General features: G+C 64.4%; 25 protein-coding genes. 19 read left to right on the top strand and 6 right to left on the bottom strand.

Features of this window, described 5'->3' with window-relative positions; genetic code table 11:
* Positions 1-2: 2 nt before the first annotated feature.
* The 13 genes from QTI24_RS09085 (at position 3) to dnaJ (ending at position 13,000) form a co-directional block, all read left to right on the top strand.
* On the top strand, positions 3-893 hold the full coding sequence (locus QTI24_RS09085) for an SMP-30/gluconolactonase/LRE family protein (protein WP_286599866.1): 891 nt from the start codon (positions 3-5) through the stop codon (positions 891-893).
* A 44-nt stretch (positions 894-937) separates the two neighbouring features.
* Entirely contained in the window at positions 938-1,909 is a 972-nt protein-coding gene (locus QTI24_RS09080) for a TRAP transporter substrate-binding protein (RefSeq protein ID WP_286599864.1), read from the top strand.
* 55 nt (positions 1,910-1,964) lie between these two features.
* A complete protein-coding gene (locus QTI24_RS09075) occupies positions 1,965-2,453 on the top strand; it encodes a TRAP transporter small permease (RefSeq protein WP_286599863.1) in 489 nt (162 codons plus the stop codon).
* Positions 2,454-2,456: 3 nt separating this feature from the next.
* On the top strand, positions 2,457-3,752 hold the full coding sequence (locus QTI24_RS09070; protein ID WP_286599862.1) for a TRAP transporter large permease: 1,296 nt from the start codon (positions 2,457-2,459) through the stop codon (positions 3,750-3,752).
* Positions 3,753-3,772: 20 nt separating this feature from the next.
* A complete protein-coding gene (garD, locus tag QTI24_RS09065; protein ID WP_286599861.1) occupies positions 3,773-5,359 on the top strand; it encodes a galactarate dehydratase in 1,587 nt (528 codons plus the stop codon).
* Between the two features lie 13 nt (positions 5,360-5,372).
* Positions 5,373-6,137: an SDR family NAD(P)-dependent oxidoreductase gene (locus QTI24_RS09060; protein WP_286599859.1), complete on the top strand. Its 765-nt coding sequence runs from the start codon at positions 5,373-5,375 to the stop codon at positions 6,135-6,137.
* A gap of 62 nt (positions 6,138-6,199) precedes the next feature.
* Positions 6,200-7,192 (top strand): Bug family tripartite tricarboxylate transporter substrate binding protein, encoded by a 993-nt coding sequence (locus tag QTI24_RS09055; protein ID WP_286599857.1) that lies wholly within the window; start codon positions 6,200-6,202, stop codon positions 7,190-7,192.
* Between the two features lie 67 nt (positions 7,193-7,259).
* Complete coding sequence (gene asd, locus QTI24_RS09050) at positions 7,260-8,111, top strand: archaetidylserine decarboxylase (RefSeq protein WP_286599856.1); 852 nt, start codon at positions 7,260-7,262, stop codon at positions 8,109-8,111.
* A 148-nt stretch (positions 8,112-8,259) separates the two neighbouring features.
* On the top strand, positions 8,260-8,589 hold the full coding sequence (locus tag QTI24_RS09045; protein ID WP_286599855.1) for a winged helix-turn-helix transcriptional regulator: 330 nt from the start codon (positions 8,260-8,262) through the stop codon (positions 8,587-8,589).
* A gap of 83 nt (positions 8,590-8,672) precedes the next feature.
* Positions 8,673-9,023 (top strand): FKBP-type peptidyl-prolyl cis-trans isomerase, encoded by a 351-nt coding sequence (locus QTI24_RS09040; RefSeq protein WP_286599854.1) that lies wholly within the window; start codon positions 8,673-8,675, stop codon positions 9,021-9,023.
* Between the two features lie 138 nt (positions 9,024-9,161).
* On the top strand, positions 9,162-9,728 hold the full coding sequence (gene grpE / locus QTI24_RS09035) for a nucleotide exchange factor GrpE (RefSeq protein WP_286599853.1): 567 nt from the start codon (positions 9,162-9,164) through the stop codon (positions 9,726-9,728).
* A gap of 80 nt (positions 9,729-9,808) precedes the next feature.
* Positions 9,809-11,767: a molecular chaperone DnaK gene (dnaK, locus tag QTI24_RS09030; RefSeq protein ID WP_286600084.1), complete on the top strand. Its 1,959-nt coding sequence runs from the start codon at positions 9,809-9,811 to the stop codon at positions 11,765-11,767.
* A gap of 99 nt (positions 11,768-11,866) precedes the next feature.
* The gene (gene dnaJ / locus QTI24_RS09025) at positions 11,867-13,000 is read left to right on the top strand and encodes a molecular chaperone DnaJ (protein WP_286599851.1); all 1,134 of its coding nucleotides are present in this window, start codon (positions 11,867-11,869) and stop codon (positions 12,998-13,000) included.
* Positions 13,001-13,253: 253 nt separating this feature from the next.
* Here dnaJ and QTI24_RS09020 read toward each other — a convergent pair whose 3' ends face one another.
* From QTI24_RS09020 to QTI24_RS09010, 3 genes are all read right to left on the bottom strand, one after another.
* A complete protein-coding gene (locus QTI24_RS09020) occupies positions 13,254-13,979 on the bottom strand; it encodes a molybdate ABC transporter substrate-binding protein (RefSeq protein ID WP_286599850.1) in 726 nt (241 codons plus the stop codon).
* Positions 13,976-14,965 (bottom strand): tripartite tricarboxylate transporter substrate binding protein, encoded by a 990-nt coding sequence (locus tag QTI24_RS09015; RefSeq protein WP_286599849.1) that lies wholly within the window; start codon positions 14,963-14,965, stop codon positions 13,976-13,978. Before QTI24_RS09015 ends, QTI24_RS09020 begins: the two co-directional genes overlap by 4 nt.
* Positions 14,966-15,120: 155 nt before the next feature.
* Entirely contained in the window at positions 15,121-15,792 is a 672-nt protein-coding gene (locus tag QTI24_RS09010) for a FadR/GntR family transcriptional regulator (RefSeq protein ID WP_286599848.1), read from the bottom strand.
* Positions 15,793-15,913: 121 nt separating this feature from the next.
* Between QTI24_RS09010 and QTI24_RS09005 the strand changes: the two genes are divergently transcribed.
* From QTI24_RS09005 to QTI24_RS08985, 5 genes are all read left to right on the top strand, one after another.
* The gene (locus tag QTI24_RS09005; RefSeq protein ID WP_286599846.1) at positions 15,914-16,786 is read left to right on the top strand and encodes a fumarylacetoacetate hydrolase family protein; all 873 of its coding nucleotides are present in this window, start codon (positions 15,914-15,916) and stop codon (positions 16,784-16,786) included.
* A gap of 32 nt (positions 16,787-16,818) precedes the next feature.
* On the top strand, positions 16,819-17,802 hold the full coding sequence (locus QTI24_RS09000) for a tripartite tricarboxylate transporter substrate binding protein (protein ID WP_286599845.1): 984 nt from the start codon (positions 16,819-16,821) through the stop codon (positions 17,800-17,802).
* A gap of 519 nt (positions 17,803-18,321) precedes the next feature.
* Complete coding sequence (locus QTI24_RS08995) at positions 18,322-20,244, top strand: PrkA family serine protein kinase (protein WP_286599844.1); 1,923 nt, start codon at positions 18,322-18,324, stop codon at positions 20,242-20,244.
* Positions 20,245-20,271: 27 nt separating this feature from the next.
* Positions 20,272-21,555, top strand: coding sequence for a YeaH/YhbH family protein (locus QTI24_RS08990; protein ID WP_503011238.1), 1,284 nt, complete (start codon positions 20,272-20,274; stop codon positions 21,553-21,555).
* Positions 21,441-23,069 (top strand): SpoVR family protein, encoded by a 1,629-nt coding sequence (locus QTI24_RS08985; RefSeq protein ID WP_503011237.1) that lies wholly within the window; start codon positions 21,441-21,443, stop codon positions 23,067-23,069. Before QTI24_RS08990 ends, QTI24_RS08985 begins: the two co-directional genes overlap by 115 nt.
* A 12-nt stretch (positions 23,070-23,081) precedes the next feature.
* On the opposite strand, the gene QTI24_RS08980 is transcribed toward QTI24_RS08985, so the two are convergent.
* Genes QTI24_RS08980 through aroQ form a run of 3 tightly spaced genes read right to left on the bottom strand, consistent with a single transcriptional unit; the run spans position 23,082 to position 25,281 of the window.
* Entirely contained in the window at positions 23,082-23,717 is a 636-nt protein-coding gene (locus QTI24_RS08980) for a DNA-3-methyladenine glycosylase I (protein ID WP_286599840.1), read from the bottom strand.
* Positions 23,717-24,829: a mandelate racemase/muconate lactonizing enzyme family protein gene (locus QTI24_RS08975; RefSeq protein WP_286599838.1), complete on the bottom strand. Its 1,113-nt coding sequence runs from the start codon at positions 24,827-24,829 to the stop codon at positions 23,717-23,719. Before QTI24_RS08975 ends, QTI24_RS08980 begins: the two co-directional genes overlap by 1 nt.
* A complete protein-coding gene (aroQ, locus tag QTI24_RS08970; protein WP_286599837.1) occupies positions 24,826-25,281 on the bottom strand; it encodes a type II 3-dehydroquinate dehydratase in 456 nt (151 codons plus the stop codon). The genes QTI24_RS08975 and aroQ overlap by 4 nt, the downstream gene beginning before the upstream one ends.
* A gap of 66 nt (positions 25,282-25,347) precedes the next feature.
* Here aroQ and QTI24_RS08965 point away from each other — a divergent pair, with 66 nt between their 5' ends.
* Positions 25,348-26,454 carry an S-(hydroxymethyl)glutathione dehydrogenase/class III alcohol dehydrogenase gene (locus QTI24_RS08965; protein WP_286599836.1) on the top strand — a complete coding sequence of 369 codons (1,107 nt, stop codon included), beginning with the start codon at positions 25,348-25,350 and terminating at the stop codon, positions 26,452-26,454.

Below are 26,454 nucleotides of genomic sequence, written 5' to 3'. Positions count from 1 at the left end.
CTATGTCCGCCAACGCTGAACTCGTGGTCGATGCGCGCTGCGGCACGGGCGAAAGCCCCGTCTGGTCCGTGGCCGAAGAGGCCCTGTACTGGGTCGACATTCCCGGCCGTGCCCTCCACCGTTGGTCCACCGACGGCCACACGCAGTGGGCATCCAATGAAATGCCAGCCTGCATCGCGCCGCGGGCCGACGCGCCGGGCGCCTGGATTGCCGGCATGGAGAGCGGCATCTTCTCCATCGAGGCGCTGGACGACGGACGGATCGAAGCCCTGCGGCTCGCGCCCGTCACGCACGCTGCGCCGGGCATGCGCTTCAACGACGGCCGCTGCGACCGCCAGGGCCGCTTCTGGGCCGGCACGATGCTGATGGACATGGCGGCCGGCTCACGCGTCGGACGCGTCTATCGCCAGGACAAGGCCGACACAATGCCGATGGTCCAGTTGGAGGACTTCATCGTCCCCAACGGCCTCGCCTTCAGCCCCGACGGCCGCACCATGTATCTGTCCGACTCGCATCCCAGCGTGCAGACGATCTGGGCTTTCGACTACGACATCGCGACCGGAACGCCCTCCAACCGGCGCGTGTTCGTCGACATGAATTCCCTGCCCGGCCGGCCCGACGGCGCGGCGGTCGACGCCGACGGCTGCTACTGGATCTGCGGCAACGACGCCGGCCTGGTGCACCGCTTCACGCCCGAGGGCAAGCTCGACCGCTCGCTCGCCGTGCCCGTCAAGAAGCCCGCGATGTGCGCCTTCGGGGGCCCGAAGCTCGACACACTGTTCGTCACGTCGATCCGCCCCGGCGGCGACCTCTCCGATCAACCCCTGGCCGGTGGTGTCTTCGCGCTGCGCCCGGGAACCCAGGGCATCCCCGAACCGATGTTCGGTGCCTGAATCCAGATTTCATTTTCACGACAACCACCAGCAGAGGAAGACAAATGAAGGTACATAAACACGCACTCATCGTCGCCATCGCGGCCTGCATGACCGCGATGGCCGCACAGGCCACGGAGTTCCGGTCGGCCGACATTCATCCCGACGACTACCCGACGGTCACCGCGGTCAAGTTCATGAGCGAGCGTCTCAAGCAGCTCTCGGGCGGCAAGGACACCATCAAGGTGTTCAACAACAGCGCCCTGGGCAGCGAGAAGGACACCATCGAGCAGGCCAAGATCGGAGCTCTCCAGATGGTACGCGTCAACATCGCGCCGATGAACAACATCTGCGCCGAGACGCAGGTGCCGACCATGCCCTTCCTGTTCCGTTCGGTGGACCATCTGCACAAGGTGCTCGACGGCCCGATCGGCGAAGAGATCCTCAAGTCCTGCGAGAAGCAGGGCTTCATCGGCCTCGCCTACTACGACAGCGGCGCGCGCTCGATGTTCACCGCCAAGAAGCCGGTGCGCAGCTTCGCCGACATGAAGGGCCTGAAGGTCCGCGTGCAGCAGTCCGACCTGTGGGTCTCGATGCTCGAAGCCATGGGCGCCAACGCCACGCCGATGCCGATGGGCGAGGTCTACACCGGCCTCAAGACCGGCCTGATCGACGCCGCCGAGAACAACTACCCAACCTATGAAAGCGCACGGGCCTTCGAAGTCGCCAAGTACTACACCAAGACCGAGCACTCGATGGCGCCCGAGATGCTGCTGTTCTCCAAGCGTGCATGGGACAAGCTCTCGCCCGAGGAGCAAGGCTGGATCCGCCAAGCCGCCAAGGAATCGGTGCCCTACATGCGCAAGCAGTGGGAAGAGCGTGAAGTGAAGTCGCTCGCGACCGTGAAGGCCGGCGGCGCCGAGATCATCGAGATCGACAAGGCCCCGTTCCAGGCGGCGATGAAGCCGGTGTACGACAAGTTCATCGTCGACGCGAAGCTCAAGGATCTCGTCAAGCGCGTCCAGGACACGAAGTAACTCCGGTCTCTCCCTCTCTGCCCCTCTCCGCACGCGAGAGGGGCAAAGGCACATCATGTACACGAAAATCTGCCGCACGCTGGCTCGCGCCTGCATGTGGCTGGGCATCTTCGGCCTCGTCGCGGTGATCGCCGCCGTGAGCTGGCAGGTGTTCGGCCGCTATGTCCTGAACAACACACCTACCTGGGCAGAAAGCCTCGCGCTGCTGCTGGTGCTCTACGTCACCATGCTCGGCGTCGCCGTGGGCGTGCGCGATGCGGGCCACATCGGGCTCGAATCCTTCCTCGTTCTGGCGCCCGACTGGCTGCGCCTGAAGATGGAATTCCTGATCCATTTCCTAATCCTCATCTTCGGCGCCGCGATGGCGTGGAATTGCGCCTCGCTGGCGGAATCGGTCTGGGGCTATCGACTTCCCACGCTGTGGATCTCCGAAGGCTGGAAATACGTGCCGGCCGCAGTGTCCGGCGTCCTGATCGTGATGTTCTCGATCGAACACATCATCGCGCTCGCCAAAGGCCGCGAAGTCGAACCCGCCTGGGGCTGAGCAATGACCATTCCTCTCCTGATCCTCTGCATCTCCTTCACGGTATTCCTGCTGCTGGGCGTACCGGTCGCGTTCTCCATCGGCCTGTCGGCCCTGTCCACCCTGCTCTATGAAGGCCTTCCGCTGGAAGTCGGCTTTCAGCAGATGACTTCCGGCATGGGGATCTTCTCGTTCCTCGCGATTCCGTTCTTCATCTTCGCCGGCGAACTGATGCTCTATGGCGGCATCGCGGACCGCATCGTCAACTTCGCGCGGGATCTCGTGGGCCACGTGCGCGGCGGCCTCGGCATGTCGAACGTGGTGGCCTGCACCTTGTTCGGCGGCGTCTCGGGGTCGCCCGTGGCGGACGTCTCGGCAATGGGCGCGGTGATGATCCCGATGATGAAAAAGGAGGGCTACCACGCCGACTACGCCGTCAACGTGACGACGCACGCGGCCCTCGTCGGTGCCCTGATGCCGACCAGTCACAACCTGATCATCTATTCGCTCGCCGCAGGCGGCAAGGTCTCGATCGCGGCGCTGATCCTCGCGGCATTGCTGCCCGCCGCGGTGCTGACGATCAGCAACCTCGCGGCGGCCTATCTGGTGGCGGTGAAGCGCGGCTACCCGTCCGGCACCTTCCCCGGCTGGGACATCGTGGCCCGTTCGTTCGCAGCCGCATTGCCGGGTCTGTTCATCGTGGTGCTGATCCTCGGCGGGATCCTGTCGGGCGTGTTCACCGCGACCGAATCGGCTGCCGTCGCAGTGCTGTACGCGCTGGCGCTGACGATCTTCATCTACCGCACGCTGAAGTGGGAACACTTCGTCAAGGCCGCATCGAAGGCGGTGCGCACCACCGGCGTGATCCTGCTGCTGATCGGCATCTCCAGTACCTTCGGCTATCTCATCAGCCTCTACGGCGTGGCTGAGCTCACGGGGAAGATGCTGTCGCAAGTCACGACCACGCCCTGGATGATCTTCCTGCTGATCAACATCATCCTGTTCGTGCTGGGCACCTTCCTGGACATGGCAGCCACCATCCTGCTGTGCACGCCCATCTTCCTGCCCATCGCGCAGCAGTACGGCATGACCTCGGTGCAGTTCGGTGTCGTGATGCTGATCAACTGCGCGCTGGGCCTCAACACGCCGCCTGTGGGCACGACGCAATTCGTCGGCTGCGCGATCGGCGGTGTGTCGGTCGGCACGGTGATGAAGACGATCTGGCCCTTCTACGGTGCGCTGATCTTTGCGCTAGGCGTCGTGACTTTTGTTCCCGCCTTCTCGACATGGCTTCCGAGCCTGTTTATGGTGGTCAAGTGACACCACGTTGAAGGACCGAGATGCCGGAAACCGCGAAGCCGCCGCTCTACATCACGATGCACGACCGCGACAACGTCGCGATCGTCGCCAATGACGGCGGGCTGCCGGCCGGCACCGTGTTCCCCTCGGGCCTGACGCTGGTGGACAAGGTCCCCCAGGCGCACAAGGTCGCGCTGGTGGACATCCCCGAAGGCGGCGAGGTCCGTCGCTACAACGTCGTGATCGGCTATGCGCTCAAGGCGATCGCCGCCGGCAGCTGGGTGCACGAGCGGCTGCTCAGGATGCCCGCGGCGCGCGAACTCACCGGCCTGCCGATCGCCACGGTCAAGCCCGAGCCGCAGCCGCCGCTGGAGGGCTACACCTTCGAGGGCTACCGCAACCCGGACGGCTCGGTCGGCTCGCGCAACATCCTGGCGATCACGCAGACCGTGCAGTGCGTGGCCGGGGTGACGGAGTTCGCCGTCCAGCGCATCAAGTCCGAGCTGCTGCCGAAGTACCCCCACGTCGACGATGTCGTGGCGCTCGAACACGGCTACGGCTGCGGCGTGGCCATCGATGCGCCGGACGCCATCATCCCGATCCGCACGCTGCGCAACATCAGCCTCAACCCCAACTTCGGCGGCGAGGTCATGGTGGTGAGCCTGGGCTGCGAGAAGCTCCAGCCCGAGCGCCTGATGCCGCCGGGCACCATCCCCTTGATCGACGAGCGCAACGTGGCCGACGTCGGCGACAGCGCGGAGAGCCAGCTCGACGTCGTATGCCTGCAGGACGACGCGCACGTCGGCTTCATGTCGATGGTCGATTCGATCATGCGGCAGGCGGAAGAGCATCTGGAGCGCCTGAACGCCCGTCGTCGCGAGACCGTGCCCGCGAGCGAACTCGTGGTCGGCGTGCAATGCGGCGGCAGCGACGCCTTCTCCGGCGTCACGGCCAATCCGGCGGTGGGCTTCTGCACCGACCTGCTGGTGCGTGCCGGTGCGACCGTGATGTTCTCGGAAGTCACCGAAGTGCGCGACGGCATCGACCAGTTGACCTCGCGCGCCACCACGCCCGAGGTGGCCGAGGCGATGATCCGCGAGATGGCCTGGTATGACGCCTACCTGGACAAGGGGCGGGTCGACCGCAGCGCCAACACCACGCCCGGCAACAAGAAGGGCGGGCTGTCCAACATCGTCGAGAAGGCGATGGGCTCGATCGTGAAGTCGGGCAAGTCACCGATCTCGGGCGTGATCGCGCCCGGCGAGAAGGTCCGGCAGAAGGGCCTGATCTACGCGGCGACGCCGGCCAGCGATTTCATCTGCGGCACGCTGCAGCTGGCTGCGGGCATCAACCTGCATGTCTTCACCACCGGCCGGGGCACGCCCTACGGGCTGGCCGAGGTGCCGGTGATCAAGGTCGCCACGCGCAGCGACCTGGCCCGCCGCTGGCACGACCTGATGGACATCAACGCCGGCAGCATCGCGGATGGCGACGCCACCATCGAGGACGTGGGCTGGGAGATGTTCCATCTGATGCTCGACGTCGCGAGCGGGCGGAAGAAGACCTGGGCCGAGCACTGGAAGCTGCACAACGCGCTGGTGCTGTTCAACCCCGCCCCCGTCACCTGAAGGAGAACGAAATATGGAAGACCTCAAGGGCCGCAGCGCCCTCGTCACCGGCGCAAGCACGGGCATCGGCGCCGCCGTCGCCATTGGGTATGCCCAGCGCGGCATGCGCGTGGCTGTGCACTACAACAGCTCGGCAGATGCCGCCAACAAGGTGGTCGCGACGATCCAGGCCGCCGGCGGCGACGCCTTTGCGCTGCAGGCGGACGTGCGCGACAGTGCGGCGATTCGGCGTGTCGTGGCTGAAGCCGACGAACGGCTCGGCGGCATCGACGTGCTGGTCAACAACGCGGGCAGCCTCGTCAAGCGGCTGCCGATTGCCGATTTCGACGATGCACTCTTCGACGAAGTCATGCACATCAACGCACGTTCCGTGCTGGCGTTCTGCCGCGAGGTCGTGCCGCTGATGCGCGCGCAGGGGCGCGGCGGCAGCATCATCAATGTGTCGTCGATCGCGGCGCGCAACGGCGGCGGCCCGGGCGCGTACCTGTACGCGGGCGCGAAGGGTTTCGTCAGCACCGCAACGCACGGCCTGGCCAAGGAGTTGGCGCCCGACAACATCCGCGTCAACGCCGTGGCGCCCGGCGTGATCCAGACGCCCTTCCACGACCGCTTCTCCACGCCGCAACTGCTCGAATCGTTCAAGGCTGCCATCCCGATGGCGCGCATCGGCGAGCCGGACGATTGCGTGGGCGCCTTCCTCTATCTCGCTTCGGCACAGCTCTCGGGTTATGTGACGGGACAGATCATCGAAGTGAACGGCGGGCAGTACATGCCCTGAGTTCCGACGGGCCGCGACCCAACGACAAGAAGCGCGGCATCCACCTTTCAACGGAGACAACCATGCAACGCCGCACGCTCATCCATACCGCGCTCGCCTCGCTCGCCGGCGGCCTCTCGGCCCTGCCCGCTTTCGCACAGGACCAATGGCCCACGGGCAAGGCCATCACCTACCTCGTCCCCTTTCCAGCCGGCGGCACCACCGACGTGCTGGGTCGGCTGATCGGCCAGAAGCTCGGCCCGGCGCTGAGCACCACGGTCGTCATCGACAACAAGGGCGGTGCCGGCGGCAGCGTCGGCTCCGAGATCGCCTCGCGCGCGGCACCCGATGGCTACACGATGCTGGGCGGCACGATCAGCTCGCACGCAATCAACGTCAGCCTTTATCCCAAGATCGGCTACGACCCACAGAAGTCCTTCGCGCCGGTCACGCTGATCGGGACCAATCCTGTCGTGCTCGTGGTCAATCAGGCAAGCCCCTACAAGACCCTCAAGGACGTGCTGGAGGCCAGCAAGGCCAAGTCGGGCGGCCTCTCTTCGGCCTCCGCCGGAACGGGCACGTCGCAGCACCTGGCGCTGGAACTGCTGGCCTACAAGTCGGGCGTCAAGTTCACCCACATTCCCTACAAAGGCAGCGGCCCGGCGATCCAGGACGTGATCGGCGGCCAGGTCGACATGATGTTCGACACCACCGTGGTGGCAGGTCCGCACATCCAGAGCGGCAAGCTGCGCGCGATCGCCGTCACGTCCAGCAAGCGGCTGGCATCGATGCCGGATGTGCCGACAGTCGCCGAATCGGGCGTTCCAGGCCTCAAGGATTTCGAGGTGGTGTCATGGCAGGCGATCTTCGTGCCGGCCGGCACGCCAGCGCCCATCGTCGACCGCCTGCACAAGGAAATCCGCACGATCCTGGCCCAGCCGGATATGCAGGAAAAGCTCAAGGGCTTCGGCATGGAGCCCGCCGACATGACCACTGCCCAGATCGCAGCCTTCCAGAAGGCCGAAGTCGACAAGTGGGCGCAGGTGATCAAGGCCGCCAACATCAAGGCGGAGTAGGCCTCGTCCTGCGGAATGCGCGGAAGGCGGTCGATAGAATCGCCCACCGCTTTTCTGGGAAGACCCCTTGTCCGATCGCTTGCCCGTCCTGCCGCAGTACCTGTTTCCCAAGCAGGCGCTGACCTCTTTTGCCGGCTGGGTTGCGGGCAAGGAACGCGGCGCTGTCACGACCTGGATCATCAAGCGCTTCGTCGCGAAGTACGACGTCAACATGGACGAGGCGCTGGACAGCGACATCGCGAGCTACCCGAGCTTCAACGAGTTCTTCACGCGCGCGCTGAAGCCCGGCGCGCGTCCGCTGGCACGGGCCGATCTGGTGTCGCCGGTCGACGGCGCGATCAGCCAGTTCGGTCCCGTCGAAGGCGACCAGATCTTCCAGGCCAAAAACCACCGCTACTCGACCACCGCGCTGGTCGGCGGCGACGCGACGCTCGCCGCGCAGTTCGAGCATGGCAGCTTCGCCACGCTTTACCTGAGCCCGAAGGATTACCACCGCATCCACATGCCCTGCAACGGTCGGCTGCTGCGGATGATCTACGTGCCGGGCGATCTCTTTTCCGTCAACCCGACCACCGCCCGAGGCGTGCCCGGACTCTTCGCGCGCAACGAGCGGGTGGTGTGCGTGTTCGAATCGGCGGCGGGTCCGTTCGTCCTGGTGCTCGTCGGCGCGACCATCGTCGGCAGCATGGCGACGGTGTGGCACGGCGTGGTGAATCCCCCGCGCGGCAGCGAAGTGCGCGAATGGCGCTACGACGACCAGCAGATCGTGCTCCGGAAAGGCGACGAGATGGGCCGCTTCCTGCTCGGGTCGACGGTCGTGATGCTCTTTCCCGCCCCGCAGCTGGACTTCAATCCCGCATGGGCACCGGCCCGCCCGATACGCCTCGGCGAAGCCATGGCCAACTTCCCGGCGCACTGAAGTGCGCGGCTGCAGCCCACGGCCGGCTTGCCTTCGCAGCTATAAAACTTGTAGCAGCAATTCTTCTGGGCTATAGTCGCCGGCCGTTTCGAGTGGTCATGAGCCAGTCACAAAAAACAAGCCGCGGCGTCCCGAGGAGATGAAGTCGATGAGTAGCAAGGAAAACGCAGCCATCAGCCAATTGCTTGCGCTGCTGGAAGCCCGCTACGCGCTGCGCGTCCTCTGGGCCCTGCGGGACGGACATGCCCAGACCTTTCGCCTGCTGCAGGACAGCGTCGGCAACATCACGCCCAACACGCTCAACACCCGCATCAAGGAGCTTCGCGAGGCGGGCCTCGTGAATCACGGTACCGACGGCTACAGCCTGACGCTCAGCGGGCAGGACCTGCTCAAGCGGCTTTCCGACCTGCAGGCCTTCGCCGGCAAATGGCAGCAGAGCCAGGTCAAGAAGACGCCGCCTCCGGTCGCGCCAAGCTGAAGCGGGGGCGCCTCGCGCCAGGGCCGGTCACGCGGCCTCGTTAAACTGCGCGGTTTCCTTCCCCATTCCCAAAGGAGCGCTCCATGCCCACCACTCCCTCCGGCCTGCAATACGAAGACACCACGGTCGGCGACGGCGCCGAGGCCAAGCCCGGCCATCACGTGCACGTGCACTACACCGGCTGGCTCTACAACGACGGGGTGCAAGGCGCCAAGTTCGATTCGAGCCACGACCGCAACGATCCCTTCGCCTTCTCGCTCGGCGCTGGCCAGGTCATCAAGGGTTGGGATGAAGGCGTTGCCGGCATGAAGATCGGCGGCAAGCGCACGCTGATCATCCCGGCGTCCCTCGGCTACGGCGCGCGCGGCGCTGGCGGCGTGATTCCCCCGAACGCCACCCTGAAGTTCGACGTCGAGCTCCTGGACGCGCACTGACGAGACCGGGATTCCCCGTCCCCCCGAAATGCGCCCTCACAGGCGCATTTTTTTGCTTGAAAACACCCAGGCAGGCCTCAAATGGCTGCCTATTGTCCGTTTTCACCTGTTTTCCGGCGTGGCGCCGGCTTTTTGAGCATGACTGACCCGAAAAACCTTCAAGAGAATCCACAGAACCTGCAGGGCGAGCCCAGCCCGGAAGAGTTGGAGGCCGCACAGGCCGCGAACGAAGCCGACGCGCTGGCCGCGGCCCAGGGCGAAATCGCCGCGCTGCAGGCCAAGAACGCCGAAATGGCCGACCAGATCCTCCGTGCGCAGGCCGACGTGCAGAACGCCCGCCGCCGCGCGGACGAGGAAGTCTCCAAGGGCCGCAAGTTCGCAATCGAAGGTTTCGCCGAGAGCCTGCTGCCGGTGCTGGACAGCCTGGAGGCCGGCCTGGCGATTCAGGATGCCACGTCGGAGCATCTGCGCGAAGGCACCGAAGCCACCTTGCGTCAACTCAAGAGTGCACTGGAGCGCAACAAGGTCATCGAAATCGCTCCGCCGGCCGGCAGCAAGTTCGATCCGCACCTGCACCAGGCGATCTCCGTGGTGCCGGTGCCCGGCCAGGAGCCCAACACCATCGCCAGCGTGCTGCAAAAGGGCTACACCATCGCCGACCGGATCCTGCGCCCTGCGCTCGTCACCGTCAGCAGCCCGAGCTGACAACCAACAAGAAACCCACAGGAAATCCCCGCTTCATCCCTTGAATCGAACCGGGTTATCCACAAGTTCACAACAACCTCATTTCAGATCCCAGGAGAAAAAACATGGCCAGAATCATCGGCATCGACCTCGGCACCACCAATTCGTGCGTGTCGATCATGGAAGGCAACACCACGCGTGTGATCGAGAACTCGGAAGGCGCCCGCACGACGCCTTCCATCGTGGCCTACCAGGAAGACGGCGAAGTGCTGGTCGGCGCCTCGGCCAAGCGCCAGGCGGTGACCAATCCCAAGAACACGATCTACGCGGTCAAGCGCCTGATCGGCCGCAAGTTCGAGGAAAAGGAAGTGCAGAAGGACATCGACTTGATGCCCTACACCATCACCAAGGCCGACAACGGCGACGCATGGGTCGAAGTGCGCGGCAAAAAGCTCGCTCCCCAGCAGATCAGCGCCGAAATCCTGCGCAAGATGAAGAAGACCGCCGAAGACTATCTCGGCGAAGCCGTGACCGAAGCGGTGATCACCGTGCCGGCTTACTTCAACGACAGCCAGCGCCAAGCCACGAAGGACGCCGGCCGAATCGCGGGCCTCGACGTCAAGCGCATCATCAACGAGCCCACCGCGGCTGCGCTTGCCTTCGGCCTCGACAAGCACGACAAGGCCGATCGCAAGATCGCCGTATATGACCTCGGCGGAGGCACCTTCGACATCTCGATCATTGAGATCGCGGACGTGGACGGCGAGAAGCAGTTCGAGGTGCTGTCGACCAACGGCGACACCTTCCTCGGCGGCGAAGACTTCGACCAGCGCATCATCGACTACATCATTTCCGAGTTCAAGAAGGACCAGGGCGTCGACCTGAGCAAAGACGTGCTCGCGCTGCAGCGCCTGAAGGAAGCGGCCGAAAAGGCCAAGATCGAGCTGTCGAACGGCGCCGCCACCGACATCAACCTGCCGTACATCACGGCCGACGCATCGGGCCCGAAGCACCTGAATATCAAGCTGTCGCGCGCCAAGCTCGAAAGCCTGGTGGACGAGTTGATCGAACGCACCATCGCGCCCTGCCGCACCGCCATCAAGGATGCCGGTGTCAGCGTGACCGACATCAGCGACGTGATCCTGGTCGGCGGCATGACCCGCATGCCCAAGGTGCAGGACAAGGTCAAGGAGTTCTTCGGCAAGGAACCGCGCAAGGACGTCAACCCCGATGAAGCCGTGGCCGTCGGCGCCGCCATTCAAGGCCAGGTGCTCTCCGGCGATCGCAAGGACGTGCTGCTGCTCGACGTGACCCCGCTGTCGCTCGGCATCGAGACGATGGGTGGCGTGATGACCAAGATGATCACGAAGAACACCACGATCCCGACCAAGTTCGCGCAGACCTTCTCGACCGCCGAAGACAACCAGCCGGCCGTGACGATCAAGGTGTTCCAGGGCGAACGCGAGATCGCCTCGGGCAACAAGCTGCTCGGCGAGTTCAACCTCGAAGGCATCCCGCCGGCTTCGCGCGGCACGCCGCAGATCGAGGTGAGCTTCGACATCGACGCCAACGGCATCCTGCACGTCGGCGCCAAGGACAAGGGCACCGGCAAGGAAAACAAGATCACCATCAAGGCGAACTCGGGCCTGTCGGAAGACGAGATCCAGAAGATGGTGAAGGACGCCGAACTCAACGCGGCCGAGGACAAGAAGAAGGTCGAACTGGCCCAGGCCCGCAACCAGGGCGAAGCCATGGTCCACAGCGTGAAGAAGTCGCTCGGCGAACACGGCGCCAGCCTGGATGCCGGCGAGAAGGAAAAGATCGAAGCCGCGATCAAGGACGTCGAGGAAGCCCTGAAGGGTGAAGACAAGTCCGCGATCGAGGAAAAGACCAACACGCTGATGAGCGCCAGCCAGAAGCTCGGCGAGAAGATGTACGCCGACGCGCAAGCCGCCGCCGGTGCGGCGGGCGGCGCGGCAGGCGCTGGCCCGGAAGCTGCAAGTGCTCCGGCGGACGACAACGTGGTCGACGCCGAAGTGAAGGAAGTCAAGAAGGGCTGATCCTCACGCCCTGATACGAGGCTGGACCCGCTGCAAGGTGGTCCAGCCTTTTCCGCTTCCTGACCCGGCATTCTGACGACGACTCCGCCCGACCCGACCATGGCCACCAAACACGACTACTACGAAACCCTCGGCGTTCCCAAGAACGCAAGCGAGGAGGAAATCAAGAAGGCTTATCGCAAGCTTGCGATGAAGCACCATCCTGACCGCAACCATGGGGACTCCAAGGACGCCGAGACCAAATTCAAGGAGGTCAAGGAAGCCTACGAAATGCTGTCGGACCCGCAGAAGCGCGCCGCCTACGACCAATACGGCCACGCGGGCGTCGACCCCAACATGCGCGGCGGCCCGGGCGCGGAGGGCTTTGGCGGCTTCGCGGAAGCCTTCGGTGACATCTTCGGCGACGTGTTCGGCCAGCGCGGCGGCCGCCAGGGCGGCGGACGCCAGGTGTTCCGCGGCAGCGACCTGAGCTACGCGATGGAGGTCACCCTCGAGGAAGCCGCCGAGGGCAAGGATGCGCAGATCCGCATCCCGAGCTGGGACGACTGCGGCACCTGCAAAGGCACGGGCGCCAAACCCGGCACCAAGCCCATCACCTGCACCACCTGCCACGGCCAAGGCGCCGTGCAAATGCGCCAGGGCTTCTTCAGCGTGCAGCAGACCTGCCCGACCTGCCATGGAACAGGCAAGATCATTCCGGAACCGTGCGCGACCTGCCACGGCCAGGGAAAGATCAAGAACAACAAGACGCTTGAAGTGAAGATCCCCGCCGGCATCGACGACGGCATGCGCATCCGCAGCACGGGCAACGGCGAGCCCGGCACCAACGGTGGCCCGCCCGGCGATCTCTATATAGAGATCCGCTTGAAGAAGCACGACTTGTTCGAGCGCGACGGCGACGACCTGCACTGCGTGGTGCCGGTCAGCATCACGACCGCCGCGCTGGGCGGCGAGATCAAGGTGCCGACGCTCAAGGGCGCGGCGGCGATCGACATTCCCGACGGCACCCAGAGCGGCAAGCAGTTCCGGCTGCGCGGCAAGGGGATCAAGGGCGTTCGCTCGACCTACCCCGGAGACCTGTACTGCCATGTGCGCGTGGAAACGCCGGTCAAGTTGACAGAGCACCAGCGCAAGCTGCTGAAGGAACTCGACGAATCGCTCAAGAAGGGCGGAGAGAAGCACAGCCCCACCGACAAGGGCTGGTTCGACAAGGCCAAAGAGTTTTTCAGCTAGACAGGGCTCGCCCCCAGGCTACGCGCACTTCGTGTCGCTTCGCCTACCCCCTGCCGGGGGCAACACCGGCGGCCCGGCGGAGCCGGTTCCGCGGTGTTTCACGAATGGGCCTGGCTTCGCCGGCCCTTGGGTCTCAATGACGAAACCACAGGGTTCGCCGCCCACGTGTGTCTCGTCCTTGCCTCGAGGTAATGGTCGCCGTGACCGTGCGTCACGAGGATCAAGTCGACCTTGCCCAGCGCCGAGCGTCGAATCAGCCAGGAAGGCGTCCGCCCGATGGCATGGACGCGGTGAATTCGAAGCCGCCCTGCTCGCGAAGGCAGCGTGATCGAGGACCCGCGATCAGTTCCACAAAGCGCCGGGCAAGGTCCGGTTGGCGGGTCGCGGCGCTGACCGCGGCTGCATAGACCGTGGCCAGTTCAAACGCCTCGGGCAACGCCCCCACCAGCGCCACACCCGGCGTGTACCTGATCTCGGTGACCTGCGTGCAACCGATCGCGCCGGGATGGCGGTCGGCGGCGAGTTCGCGCATGGCGGTAGCGCCGTTCGGAAAGGTGCGCAGGCGCGAAGAGACTGCCTCGGCGATCCCGAGCTCCACCAGCACGGCGGAGCAGTGGATGCCGGCGGTCGAGCGCTGCATGTCCGGGAGATAGATCGAGCTCGCTGCGAGCAGTGCGGCCTTCAAGTCGTCGGGCGAGGCCATGGCGGGCACCGCATCGCCGGCGCGGACCGCGATGCCGGTGCGCACGCGGCCGAGCGCGGCTTCCGAGCCCGGCGCCAGCCGTCCGTCGGCCTGCAACGAGGAGATCATGGCCTCGGTGACGATCATCACGTCGCAGGGCTCTCCCGCGAGCAGTGCCTCCTTCATCGCGCCAACGGCGCCGAAGCGTCCTTCGACCTTGGCACCTGTCAACTCCAGGAACACACCCTGCAAAGCCTTGACCAGGCCCTGAGCGGCGCCGGCGCAAAGAATGTTCATTGGTCCGCCTTGGCGCCGGAGATCTTCACGATGCGCGACCACTTGTCGATGTCTTCGTTCATGTAGCGCGTGAAATCGGCCACGTTCATGGTCAGCGGCGTCGCGCCCTGCGCTTTCCAGGCGCGGACCACCTCGGGGTTGGACACGATCTTGACGACTTCGGCGTTCAGCCGATCGACGATCGCGGCGGGCGTGCCCTTGGGTGCCATCAAACCGAGCCAGATCGTGGCTTCGTACTTGGGTACGCCGGCTTCGTTGACGGTCGGCACGTCCGGCATCACGGCGGAACGCGACAGGCCAGTGGTCGCCACGGCCTTGACCTTGCCGCTGCGGACGTGCTCCGTCATGGTCGGCACGGCGTCGAACATCATGTCCACTTGACCACCCAGGACGTCGGTGCGTGCACCGGCGCTGCCCCGATAGGGAATGTGCAGGATCGAGACGCCTGCCATCGCCTTGAAGAGTTCGCCGGCCATGTGGTACGGCGTCCCGGGACCGGAGGATGCATAGGACAGCGCGCCGGGCTTCGACTTGGCGAGCGCGATTAGTTGCCCCAGGTTGTCGACTGGCAGCCCGCTTCGCGTGACGAGCACCAGGTCCGAGTAGTTGATGGCGGCGACCGGCACGAAGTCGCGCATCAGCTGGAACGGCTTGTTGGGGATCAGTGACTCATTGACCGTGTGCGCATTTGACATCAGCAGCAGCGTGTAGCCGTCGGGCGGGCTCTTTGCCACGGCGTCGGTGCCGATCACCGAGCCGGCACCGGGCCGGTTGTCGACCACGAATCCCTGGCCGAGCGCCTCCTGCAGGCGCGTGGCGATGAAGCGCGCATACACGTCGGCGGGTCCGCCAGCGGCGAAGGGCACGACGACGCGCACGGGCCGCGAGGGATAGTCCTGCGCGGCGACCCATGGCGCCACCGCCAGCAAGGCAGCGGCCCACCAGCGATGGTTCGGACGCAGACTTCGAGCCGACGGTGTCTTCACGGTTGTCTCCAGGCGGTGGGATGCGGGTCGCCGTCCGATATCGCAACGATTGGTATGAATTGGTATCCACATATGCCAATCGAGAACCAATATAGCGAGCGACGCCGCCAGGGTCAATGCGGGGCCGGGTTTGTCCGCAAGGGGCCAGTGCCGGGTCAGTACCCAAGCAGATTGCGCCGCACGTGTGTCAGGTGGCCAATGCATAGTTCATTGGCGCGGGCGCCGTCGCGGTCCTTCAAGGCGGCAACGAGTTCGCGATGTTCGCGCTGGTAGTCCAGACGGCGCTCGGGTGTGGCGCTCCTGCGCTTGAGCATGCCCCACTCGCTTTGCGCCCGCGCTTCGTTCATCCGCTGGAAGACGGCCGAGATGAAGGCGTTGTGCGCGGCATCGGCGATGGCCTCGTGCAGTTTGCCATCCCACAACTCGAACTCCTCGATGGTGTCCGCCGCCTCGCCCCTTTCGCAGCAGTTCTCCATTCGGTCGAAGTCGGCATGGGTGGCATTGCCGACCACCATCGCGATGATCGCGGGCTCCAGCACGAGACGCGCACTCATCAGTTCCGCAGGGCTGGTCGCGAGCGGCGCGCCCCCACGGGTGATGTTCGCCAACGCCTGCACCACTTCTTCGCTGACGTAGGTGCCACTGCCCACCGTCTGCGTGATGAGCCCCCTTCCCTTCAGGTCCGCGAGGACGCGGCGAACGGCCGACCGGCTGAGTCCGAACTGCCCGCTCAACTCGCGCTCGGTCGGCAGGCGGTGGCCCGCTCGCCATGCGCGCGATTGGAGGTTCTCGAGAATGGCTTCCCGGAGGGTCAGGGCACTTTGCACGATCGCAAGAACGGATGGGTTGAGTGGGGTGCACCGATCGTATCAATCCGATCCCGGCGCAACTTCTATTGTGCACTTGGTATCGGATTGGTAGCATTTGGTCGACATTCAGGAGATCATTTTGCGCATCGCTACATATCAGTACCAAGGCCGCCGGCACGTGGGCCTTGTTTCGCCGGATGGCGCGACGGTCAGGGCGTTCCGGTTCGACCCACCCCGAACTCGCCGCGGCGCACTCTCGCTCGTCGAGGAACGCGCCTCCGGCGCCACGCAACTCCCGCCGACCGGCGAGCCCGTCCCGCTGAGCGACGTCAGGCTGGAAGCGCCGCTGCCCATGCCGCGCCGCAACATCTTCTGCGTGGGCCGCAACTACCACGCACACGCGAAAGAACTCTCGGCTTCGGTTTTCAAGAACAACGCAGCCAAGGTCGATACCTGGCCCATCGTGTTCACCAAGGTGCCCGAGTGCGTGATCGGGCCGAACGATGAGGTCCGGCTGCCGGGCGAGTCCATCTCGGCGCAGATCGACTACGAGGCCGAGCTGGCCGTGGTCATCGGCAAGGGCGGCCGCAACATCTCGCGCGAGGATGCGCTGTCGCACGTGTTCGGCTACACCATCGTCAACGACGTGACGGCGCGCGACGTGCAGATGCGCCACCAGCAGTGGGACCTGGGCAAGTCCTTCGACACCTTCTGCCCGATGGGTCCATGGATCGTGACCGCCGACGAGATGGACGGGACGCGCACCCGGGTGCGTTGCTGGGTCAACGGCGAACTGCGGCAGGACGGACAGACCACCGACTTCATCTTCGACATTCCGACGCTGATCGAAACCTGCTCGCGCGGCATCACGCTCCATCCGGGCGACGTGATCGCGACCGGCACGCCGGCCGGCGTCGGCATGGGGCTGACGCCGCCGAAGTACCTGAAGGCGGGCGACGTGGTCCGCATCGAGATCGACGGGCTCGGCACCCTGGAAAACCGGTTCGTCTGACCCACCCCACGAAACACAACGGAGACAAACACATGCATCAACCCCGACGCGCGCTGCTGCGCGCCGCGCTCCTGGCGGCCGCGTGCTGCGCCGCCACTGCGGCACTTGCCCAGGGGGGCTGGCCCGAGAAGCCGATCACGATGATCGTGCCCTTCCCTCCCGGTGGCGTTGCCGACACGGTGGCACGGCCGGTGGCCGAATCCTTGTCGCGCGAACTGAAACAGACCGTGATCGTGGAAAACAAGGCCGGCGCCGGCGGCGCGGTCGGCATTGGCTTCGTGGCCCGCGCGCCGGCGGACGGCTACACGGTGCTGCTGAGCCTGTCATCGATCTCGATCCTTCCCGAGGCCGATGCGATCCTCGAACGCAAGCCCGCCTATCAGATGAACCAGTTCAAGCCGATCGCCCGCTTCACCGCGGATCCGACCGTGCTGGTCGTGCGCGCTGATGCGCCCTGGAAGACCTTGTCGCAGTTCATCGCCGATGCGCGGGTCAAGCCCGGCACTTACAACTACGGAAGTTCCGGCAACTACGGCACCATGCACGTGCCGATGGAGATGCTGAAGAACTCCGCCGGATTCCGGATGACGCACATCCCTTACACCGGCGCAGGACCCGCCATCGTCGCGTTGCTCGCGGGGCAGGTCGATGCGGTGGCAAGCGGGCCGTCGACCGTGGTGCAGCAGATCAAGGCCGGCAAGCTTCGCGCGCTGGCGCATTGGGGCGACAAGCCGCTGGCCGCGCTGCCGGACGTGCCGAGCCTTGAACAAGCCGGCTACAAGGTGAAGTTCGCACAGTGGTCGGGCCTCTTCGTGCCCGCCGGTACGCCGGACGAGATCGTGCGCAAGCTGCGCGCCGCCTCTGCGAAGGTCGCCGCAGACCCTGCCGTGGTGCAGGTGATCGAGCGCGCCGGCAGCCCCCTGGCCTACCTCGACGCACCCGAGTTCCAGACGTACTGGCATGCCGACGCGAACACGATGACCGACGCGGTCCGCAAGATCGGCAAGGTCGAGTAGCGATGCCAGACAGGCGCGAAAACCAATGCGCAAAAACGCGGCCGCGACGGCCGCTTTTTTTTGCGCGTCCGCCGGCTTGGAAATAGTTCACGAAGATTGTCGCGCTTTGTGCGTTTGTCCGTACGCCGACGGCCAAGCATGGGCGTTGGATCGGAAATAGACCTTGATGTCATATGGAAAGAACGGACACGTGCAGATGACGAAATCCGACAGCTTCGCCCACCACGCGCACAGCAAGATTCCCGTCGACCAGTCCGGCGCGCACGCCAGGACTTCGTGATTGTTTCGACGACAGGCTCGGCCTTTCCTATGAACTTTTTCACCTTCTTGTTGTTCTTAACGGAAAAGCAAGAAAAGCAATTTGCTGGAGGCGTTCTTTGTTCTATGCTTTAACCAAGTTCCTGCTTGAGGAGTCGATCCAAAGCGTGCACACATCACCTGGCACCATTCCTGCGAACGATGCAACGTGTGCAGCACGGAGACTCCGGGCAGCGCCCCGCTGACTCGATGGAGGTGTCTATGGATGTCATCAGCAACTTCGCCGCTCGTTACGAGCGTACGCGCGAAGAGGTCCTGTCCCTGCAGGAATACCTTGAGATCTGCAAACGGGAGCCCATGGCGTACGCCACCGCGGCTGAACGTATGCTCGAAGCCATCGGTGAACCCGAACTGGTGGATACGCGCAACGACTCCAGGCTGTCGCGCATCTTCGCCAACAAGGTCATCAAGATCTACCCGGCCTTCCGCGAGTTCTACGGCATGGAGGATGCCATCGAGCAGGTGGTGTCGTACTTCCGGCACGGCGCGCAAGGGCTGGAAGAGAAGAAGCAGATCCTCTATCTGCTCGGCCCGGTGGGCGGCGGCAAGAGCTCGATCGCCGAGCGCCTGAAGCAGTTGATGGAGCACGTTCCCTTCTATTCGATCAAGGGTTCGCCGGTCAACGAAACGCCGCTCGGTCTCTTCGACGCGACGGAAGACGGCGAGATCCTCGAGAAGGAATACGGCATCCCTCGCCGTTACCTGCAGCGCATTCTCTCGCCCTGGGCCGTGAAGCGCCTCGAAGAGTTCGGCGGCGACATCCGCAAGTTCCAGGTCGTGAAACGCTACCCCTCGGTACTGCGCCAGATCGCCGTTGCCAAGACCGAGCCGGGCGACGAAAACAACCAGGACATCTCCTCGCTGGTCGGCAAGATCGACATCCGCAAGCTCGAGGACTACGCTCAGGACGATCCCGATGCGTACGCCTACTCTGGAGGCCTCTGCCTGGCCAACCAGGGACTGCTGGAGTTCGTCGAAATGTTCAAGGCACCCATCAAGGTGCTGCATCCGCTGCTGACGGCCACCCAGGAAGGCAACTTCAAGGGCACCGAAGGTTTTGGCGCCATCCCCTTCGACGGCATCGTGCTCGCGCACAGCAACGAGAGCGAATGGAAAGCCTTCCGCAACAACAAGAACAACGAAGCCTTCCTTGACCGCATCTACATCGTTAAGGTGCCGTACTGCCTGCGCGTGTCCGAGGAGATCAAGATCTACGAGAAGCTCGTGCGTAACTCGTCGCTCGCGGCTGCGCCGTGCGCGCCTGGCACGCTGCGCATGATGGCGCAGTTCTCGGTGCTCACACGTCTCAAGGAGCCCGAGAACTCCAGCATCTTCAGCAAGATGCAAGTCTACGACGGCGACAACCTGAAGGACACCGACCCCAAGGCCAAGTCCATCCAGGAGTACCGCGATTACGCGGGCGTCGACGAGGGCATGAGCGGCACCTCGACGCGCTTCGCGTTCAAGATCATCTCCAAGGTCTTCAACTTCGACAGCAGCGAGGTGGCTGCCAATCCCGTGCACCTCATGTATGTGCTCGAACAGCAGATCGAACGCGAGCAGTTCGCGCCGGAAACGGAGCAGAAGTACCTGTCCTACATCAAGGAGCTGATGGCGCCGCGTTATGCGGAGTTCATCGGCAAGGAGATCCAGACGGCGTACCTCGAAAGCTACTCGGAGTACGGACAGAACATCTTCGATCGTTACGTCACCTACGCCGACTACTGGATCCAGGACCAGGAGTACCGCGACCAGGACACCGGCGAAGTCTTCGACCGCGGATCGCTCAACGCCGAGCTCGAGAAGATCGAGAAGCCCGCGGGCATCAGCAACCCCAAGGACTTCCGCAACGAGATCGTGAACTTCGTGCTGCGCGCACGCGCCGGTAACGCGGGCAAGAACCCCCTGTGGACCAGCTACGAAAAGCTGCGCACGGTGATCGAGAAGAAGATGTTCTCCAACACCGAGGAGTTGCTGCCCGTCATCAGCTTCAATGCCAAGAGCAGCGCCGACGAGCTCAAGAAGCACGAGGACTTCGTCAATCGCATGGTGCAGAAGGGCTACACCGCCAAACAGGTGCGTCTGCTGTGCGAGTGGTATTTACGCGTTCGCAAGAGCTCATGATGAGCTGAAGGAGTTCCGGCCGTGGCCATGCTGCAGCAGATCATCGACCGCCGGTTGTCGGGCAAGAACAAGTCCATTGGCAACCGCGAGCGTTTCCTGCGGCGCTACCGCGAGCAGATCGGTGAAGCCGTGCGCCGTGCCGTCAGCGGTCGCGGCATCCGCGATCTCGAACAGGGCGAGGACATCACGCTGCCCAAGCGCGATGTGTCCGAGCCGGTATTCGGCCATGGCCAGGGCGGCGACCGCGAGTACGTGCATCCGGGCAACAAGGAGTACGTCAAGGGCGACCGCATCGAGCGGCCGCAAGGCGGCGGCGGATCGGGCAGCGGCTCGCAGGCTGGAGACGGCGAAGGCGGTGAGGACGACTTCGTCTTCCGCCTGACCAAGGAAGAGTTCATGCGGGTCTTCTTCGAGGACCTCGCCCTGCCCCACCTGATCCGCACCCAGCTGGCCGAGGTGCCGGAATGGAAGAGCCACCGCGCCGGCTTCGTCAGCGATGGCAATCCGAGCAACCTGCACGTGGTGCGCTCGATGCGAGGCGCACTGGCGCGGCGCATCGCGCTGGGCGGTGACTCGCGGCGCGAGATTCGCGAACTCGAGGCGCACTTGCTGCATCTGCAGCGCAGTCCACGCGCGTCCGACGCGCTGGTGCAACGCGAGATCCGCGAAACCGAAGCCAAGCTCGAAGAGCTGCGCGCCAAGGCCCGGCGCGTGCCCTACCTCGACCCGATCGACCTGCGCTATCGCAACCGCGTGAAGGTGCCGGTGCCTTCCGCCAAGGCGGTGATGTTCTGCCTGATGGACGTCTCGGGTTCCATGGACGAAGCGCGCAAGGACATGTCCAAGCGCTTCTTCATGCTTCTGTACATGTTCCTGACGCGGCACTACGAGAAGATCGACCTCGTCTTCATCCGCCACCACACGCAGGCCGCCGAAGTCACCGAGGAAGAATTCTTCCATGCCACCGAGACCGGCGGCACCGTGGTCTCCAGCGCCTTGACCTTGATGAACGACATCATCCGCGCGCGCTACCCCAGCGGCGAATGGAACATCTACGGCGCACAGGCCAGCGACGGTGACAACTGGCACCAGGACAGCGGCCGCTGCCGCGAACTCCTGAGCGAGCACCTGCTGCCGGTGGTGCGCTACTACGCCTATGTACAGGTAGCCGAGGCCGAGCAGAACATGTGGGAGGAATACACCCAGCTGGTCGGCTCGCACAAAAACTTCGCGATGCGCAAGGTGGCCGACGTGCAGGACATCTACCCCGTATTTCGAGATCTGTTCAAGAAAGAGAGAGGACCGGCGTGAACGCGAAGACCCGTACTCCGTTGCCCAGCCCGTCGGACTGGACCTTCGAGCTGATCGAGCAATACCACAGCGAAATCGCCCGCGTGGCAAGCGGCTACAAGCTTGACACGTACGCCAACCAGCTCGAGATCATCACGGCCGAGCAGATGATGGACGCCTATGCGTCGGTCGGCATGCCGGTCATCTACCGTCACTGGTCCTACGGCAAGCAGTTCATATCCACTGAAAAGAACTACCGCCGCGGCCATATGGGCTTGGCCTACGAGATTGTCATCAATTCCGATCCGTGCATCGCCTACCTCATGGAAGAGAACACTATGGCGATGCAGGCCCTGGTGATCGCCCATGCGGCCTACGGCCACAACAGCTTCTTCAAGGGCAACTACCTCTTCAAGATGTGGACGGACGCCTCGTCCATCATCGACTACCTGGTCTACGCGCGGAAATACATCGCCGAGTGCGAAGAACGCCACGGCGTATCCGCCGTCGAGGACCTGTTGGACTCGTGCCATGCGCTGATGAACCACGGCGTCGATCGCTATCGCCGCCCTCAAAGGCTGTCGCTCAGCCAGGAACAGGCGCGCCGCGAGGAGCGCGAGCATCACCTCCAGCAGCAGGTCAATGACCTGTGGCGCACCCTTCCCCGCCGCAGTGGCCGCAGCGCCGAGGAGGAAGAGGCCTCCAAGCGCTTCCCCGCGGAGCCGCAGGAGAACTTGCTGTACTTCATCGAGAAAAATGCACCATTGTTGGACCCGTGGCAACGCGAAGTGGTGCGTATCGTGCGCAAAATCGGGCAGTACTTCTATCCGCAGCGCCAGACGCAGGTAATGAACGAGGGTTGGGCCACCTTCTGGCACTACACCCTGCTCAACACGCTCTACGACGAAGGCCTCCTGGCGGACGGCTTCATGATGGAGTGGCTGCAGTCGCACACCAACGTGGTCTTCCAGCCACCCATCGGCCACCGCGCGTACAGCGGCATCAATCCCTATGCCCTGGGATTCGCGATGTACACCGACCTCCGGCGCATTTGCGAGAAGCCGACCGAGGAAGACAAGCGCTGGTTCCCCGATCTGGCGGGCACCCCTTGGCTGACCTCGTTTGACTATGCAATGCGCAATTTCAAGGACGAGAGTTTCATCGGCCAATTCCTCTCGCCCAAGCTGATGCGCGATTTCCGCTTTTTTGCTGTGCGCGACCAGGAAAGCGAGCCCGAACTCGAGGTGTCGGCCATTCACGACGATAGCGGCTACCGCCAACTGCGCGAATCGCTGTCTCGCCAGTACGACCTCAACCACCGCGAGCCCAACATCCAGGTGTGGAGCGTCAACCTGCGCGGCGATCGCTCGCTCACGCTGCGCCACACGCAGCACAACAACCGCCCGCTGCACGACGATTCACAGGAAGTGCTCAAGCATGTGGCGCGGCTGTGGGGCTTCGATGTCCATCTGGAGAGCGTCGACAGCCAGGGCCGCGTGAATCATCGCAAGGTTCCGGGGCCGCAGGCTGCATAGCAGCCTGGGCGATCAGCGTGGCAGTTCGAGCGTGGCGCGCGCTTTCAGCGCCTGCTCGCGGGCGTGGCAACCCTCGACGTGATCGTTGACCAGCCCCATGGCCTGCATGAAGGCATAGACGGTCGTCGGGCCGACAAAGCTCCAGCCACGCTTCTTCAAGTCCTTGGACATCGCCGCCGATTCGGCTGAAGTCGTCATCGCTCGCAAGGCCTCGTGCGTGATGCGCTTCGGACGAGAGGCGGCTTCGGGTTCGAATCGCCACGCATAGGCAGCCAGCGAGCCGAACTCCCCGCGCAGTTCAAGCACGCGCTGCGCGTTGTTGATGGTCGACTCGATCTTGCCGCGATGCCGCACGATACCGGTATCAGCGAGCAGCCGGGCCACATCATCGGCGCCGAAGCGCGACACCCGCTCGGCCTCGAACTGCGCAAATCCGCGGCGGAAGGCCTCCCGCTTGTTGAGGATGGTCAGCCAGCTCAGGCCGGCCTGGAAGCCTTCAAGGCACAGCTTCTCGAAAAGGCGCCGGTCGTCCGTGACCGGAAAGCCCCATTCGCTGTCGTGGTAGTCCCTATAGATCTGCGTCGATTCGCACCATCGACAGCGCAACGCGCCGTCCGCGCCTTCGAACAAGCCTGCCCGTTCGCTCATCATGCGGTGGCCTGGCGGTACTTCTGCCATGCATCGGAGGTCGGGGTGGTTCCGGCGCCGGGCTCTTGCGGCAGCACGAAATGGCCGTCCACCACTTCAGCAGGATCGGTGAAGCAGGCCTTGATCCAGGGGATGTACTCCAGCACCTCGCAGGCTGGGTGTGCATAGCTCAGATGTACATGGACCTGGCTCATATCGCCCGCATGCGGCGCAACGGGCAGCCGGAACGCATGTGCAGCCTCGCACACCTGGAGAACTTCAGTGATGCCGCCCATGCGCGTCACGTCGGGCTGCACCCAATGGATCGCCTGCTGCGCGAAGAACTCCGAAAACGCGTCGGCCGTGTAGAGCTGTTCGCCGAGCGCGACCGGAATTTGCGTGGCGCGCGCCAGTTGCGCATGGCCCTTGACGTCGTCGTACCACAGCGGCTCTTCGAACCAGAACACATCGGACGCCTCTGCGCTGCGGCAGAAGCGCAGGCAATCCGCCAGGCTCCACTTGCCGTTGCCGTCGACCGCCAGCGTGACTTCCGGCCCGATCGCCTGTCGCACCGCCTCGAGCCGGCGCAGGTCACGGTCCACGGTCGAACCGACCTTGATCTTGATGCCGGTGAAGCCGTCCTCCACCGCACGCCGTGCGCCTTCGACCAGCTTGTCGTCCGCGATGCTGAGCCAGCCGATGTCGGTGTTGTAGGCCCGGACCTTCTGTCGAACCTGGCCACCGAGGAGCTTCCAGAGCGGCACGCCGGCGGCCTTGGCCTTCAGGTCCCACAGCGCGATGTCGATCGCCGCGAGCGACAGCGTGGTGATGCCGGCGCGGCCGATCCATTGCAGCGCGGGGTTGCGCGCGAGCTTGAGCCACAGCCGGTGCACGTCGTTCGCGTCCTCCCCGACCAGCAGCGGCGCATGGCAGGTCTCGATGCAGCGCGTGATGAGCTGGTCGCCGGGCAGATGCGCGTGCGTGCCGGTGAAGCCGTAGCCCTTCAGGCCGTCTTCGGTTTCGATCTGCGCGCCGACCACGCCCCAATGCGTGATGCTGTGCGTGCTGTCGGCGATCTGGCTGCCGGTGACCGGCACGTGCAGGATGAAGGGCTGGACGGACTTGATCTTCACTTCGGCTCGCTCACGCGCACCAGCGCCTCGATCGCGAGCGGATAGCCCTTCACGCCGAAGCCGACGATGATCCCGCGCGCGGCGGGCGAAATGTACGAGTGATGCCGGAACTCCTCGCGCGCATGCACGTTGGAAATGTGCAGCTCGATCAGTGGCACATTCGCGCCCTTGATCGCATCGTGCAACGCGATCGACGTGTGCGTGTAGGCGCCGGGATTCATGACCACGCCGAGCATGCGACTCGCCGCCACCTCGCGGCCCGCCTCATGAATCCAGTCGATCAGTTGGCCTTCGTGGTTGGACTGCCGGCACTCGATTTCGACGCCAAGCCTGGCGCCCGTTTCGGCGCACATGCGCTCGACGTCGGCCAGTGTTTCGTAGCCGTACTGCGCGGGCTCGCGCGTGCCGAGCAGGTTGAGATTCGGGCCGTTGAGGACAAGGATTTTCTTCATGACGTGACGCTCCTGTGCCGGGCATCTTATAGTGCCCGGTTCCCGAATCGAACCCCCCAAGGACCCATGAAAACCAAAGCCGCCGTCGCCTGGAAATCCGCCGCGCCCCTGACCATCGAGACCGTCGACCTCGAAGGCCCCCGGTTCGGCGAGGTGCTGGTCGAGATCAAGGCGACCGGCATCTGCCACACCGACTACTACACACTGTCGGGCGCCGATCCCGAGGGCATCTTCCCGGCGATCCTCGGCCATGAAGGCGCAGGCATCGTGGTCGACGTCGGCCCCGGCGTGACCACGCTCAAGAAGGGCGACCACGTCATCCCGCTCTACACACCCGAATGCCGTCAGTGCAAGTTCTGCCTCTCGCGCAAGACCAACCTGTGCCAGCTGATCCGCGGCACCCAGGGCAAGGGCCTGATGCCCGACGGCAGCAGCCGCTTCAGCCTGGACGGCAAGCCCATCTTCCACTACATGGGCACGAGCACCTTCAGCAACTACACGGTCGCGCCCGAGATCTCGCTGGCCAAGATCCGCGAGGACGCGCCCTTCGACAAGGTCTGCTACATCGGCTGCGGCGTGACCACCGGCATCGGTGCGGTGATCTTCACGGCCAAGGTGGAAGCCGGCGCGAACGTGGTCGTGTTCGGCCTCGGGGGTATCGGCCTGAACGTGATCCAGGGCGCGAAGATGGTGGGCGCAGACAAGATCATCGGTGTCGACCTGAACCCCGCGCGCGAGGCGATGGCCCGCAAGTTCGGCATGACGCACTTCATCAACCCGAAGGACACGCCCAACGTGGTGGACGCCATCGTCCAGCTCACCGATGGCGGCGCGGACTACAGCTTCGAGTGCATCGGCAACACGCAGGTGATGCGCCAGGCGCTGGAATGCACGCACAAGGGCTGGGGCCGCAGCATCATCATCGGCGTGGCCGAGGCGGGTGCGGAGATCAGCACGCGCCCCTTCCAGCTCGTGACCGGCCGCAAGTGGGAAGGCTCGGCCTTCGGCGGCGCGCGCGGACGCACCGACGTGCCCAAGATCGTCGACTGGTACATGGAAAACAAGATCAACATCGACGACCTGATCACCCACACCATGCCGCTGGAAGACATCAACAAGGGCTTCGACCTCATGAAGCGCGGCGAGTCGATCCGCGGCGTGGTCCTGTACTAG

Source organism: Variovorax sp. J22P240 (genome assembly GCF_030316855.1).
Taxonomy (GTDB): Bacteria; Pseudomonadota; Gammaproteobacteria; order Burkholderiales; family Burkholderiaceae_C; genus Variovorax.
This window is presented reverse-complemented; position numbering and strand designations above follow the sequence as displayed.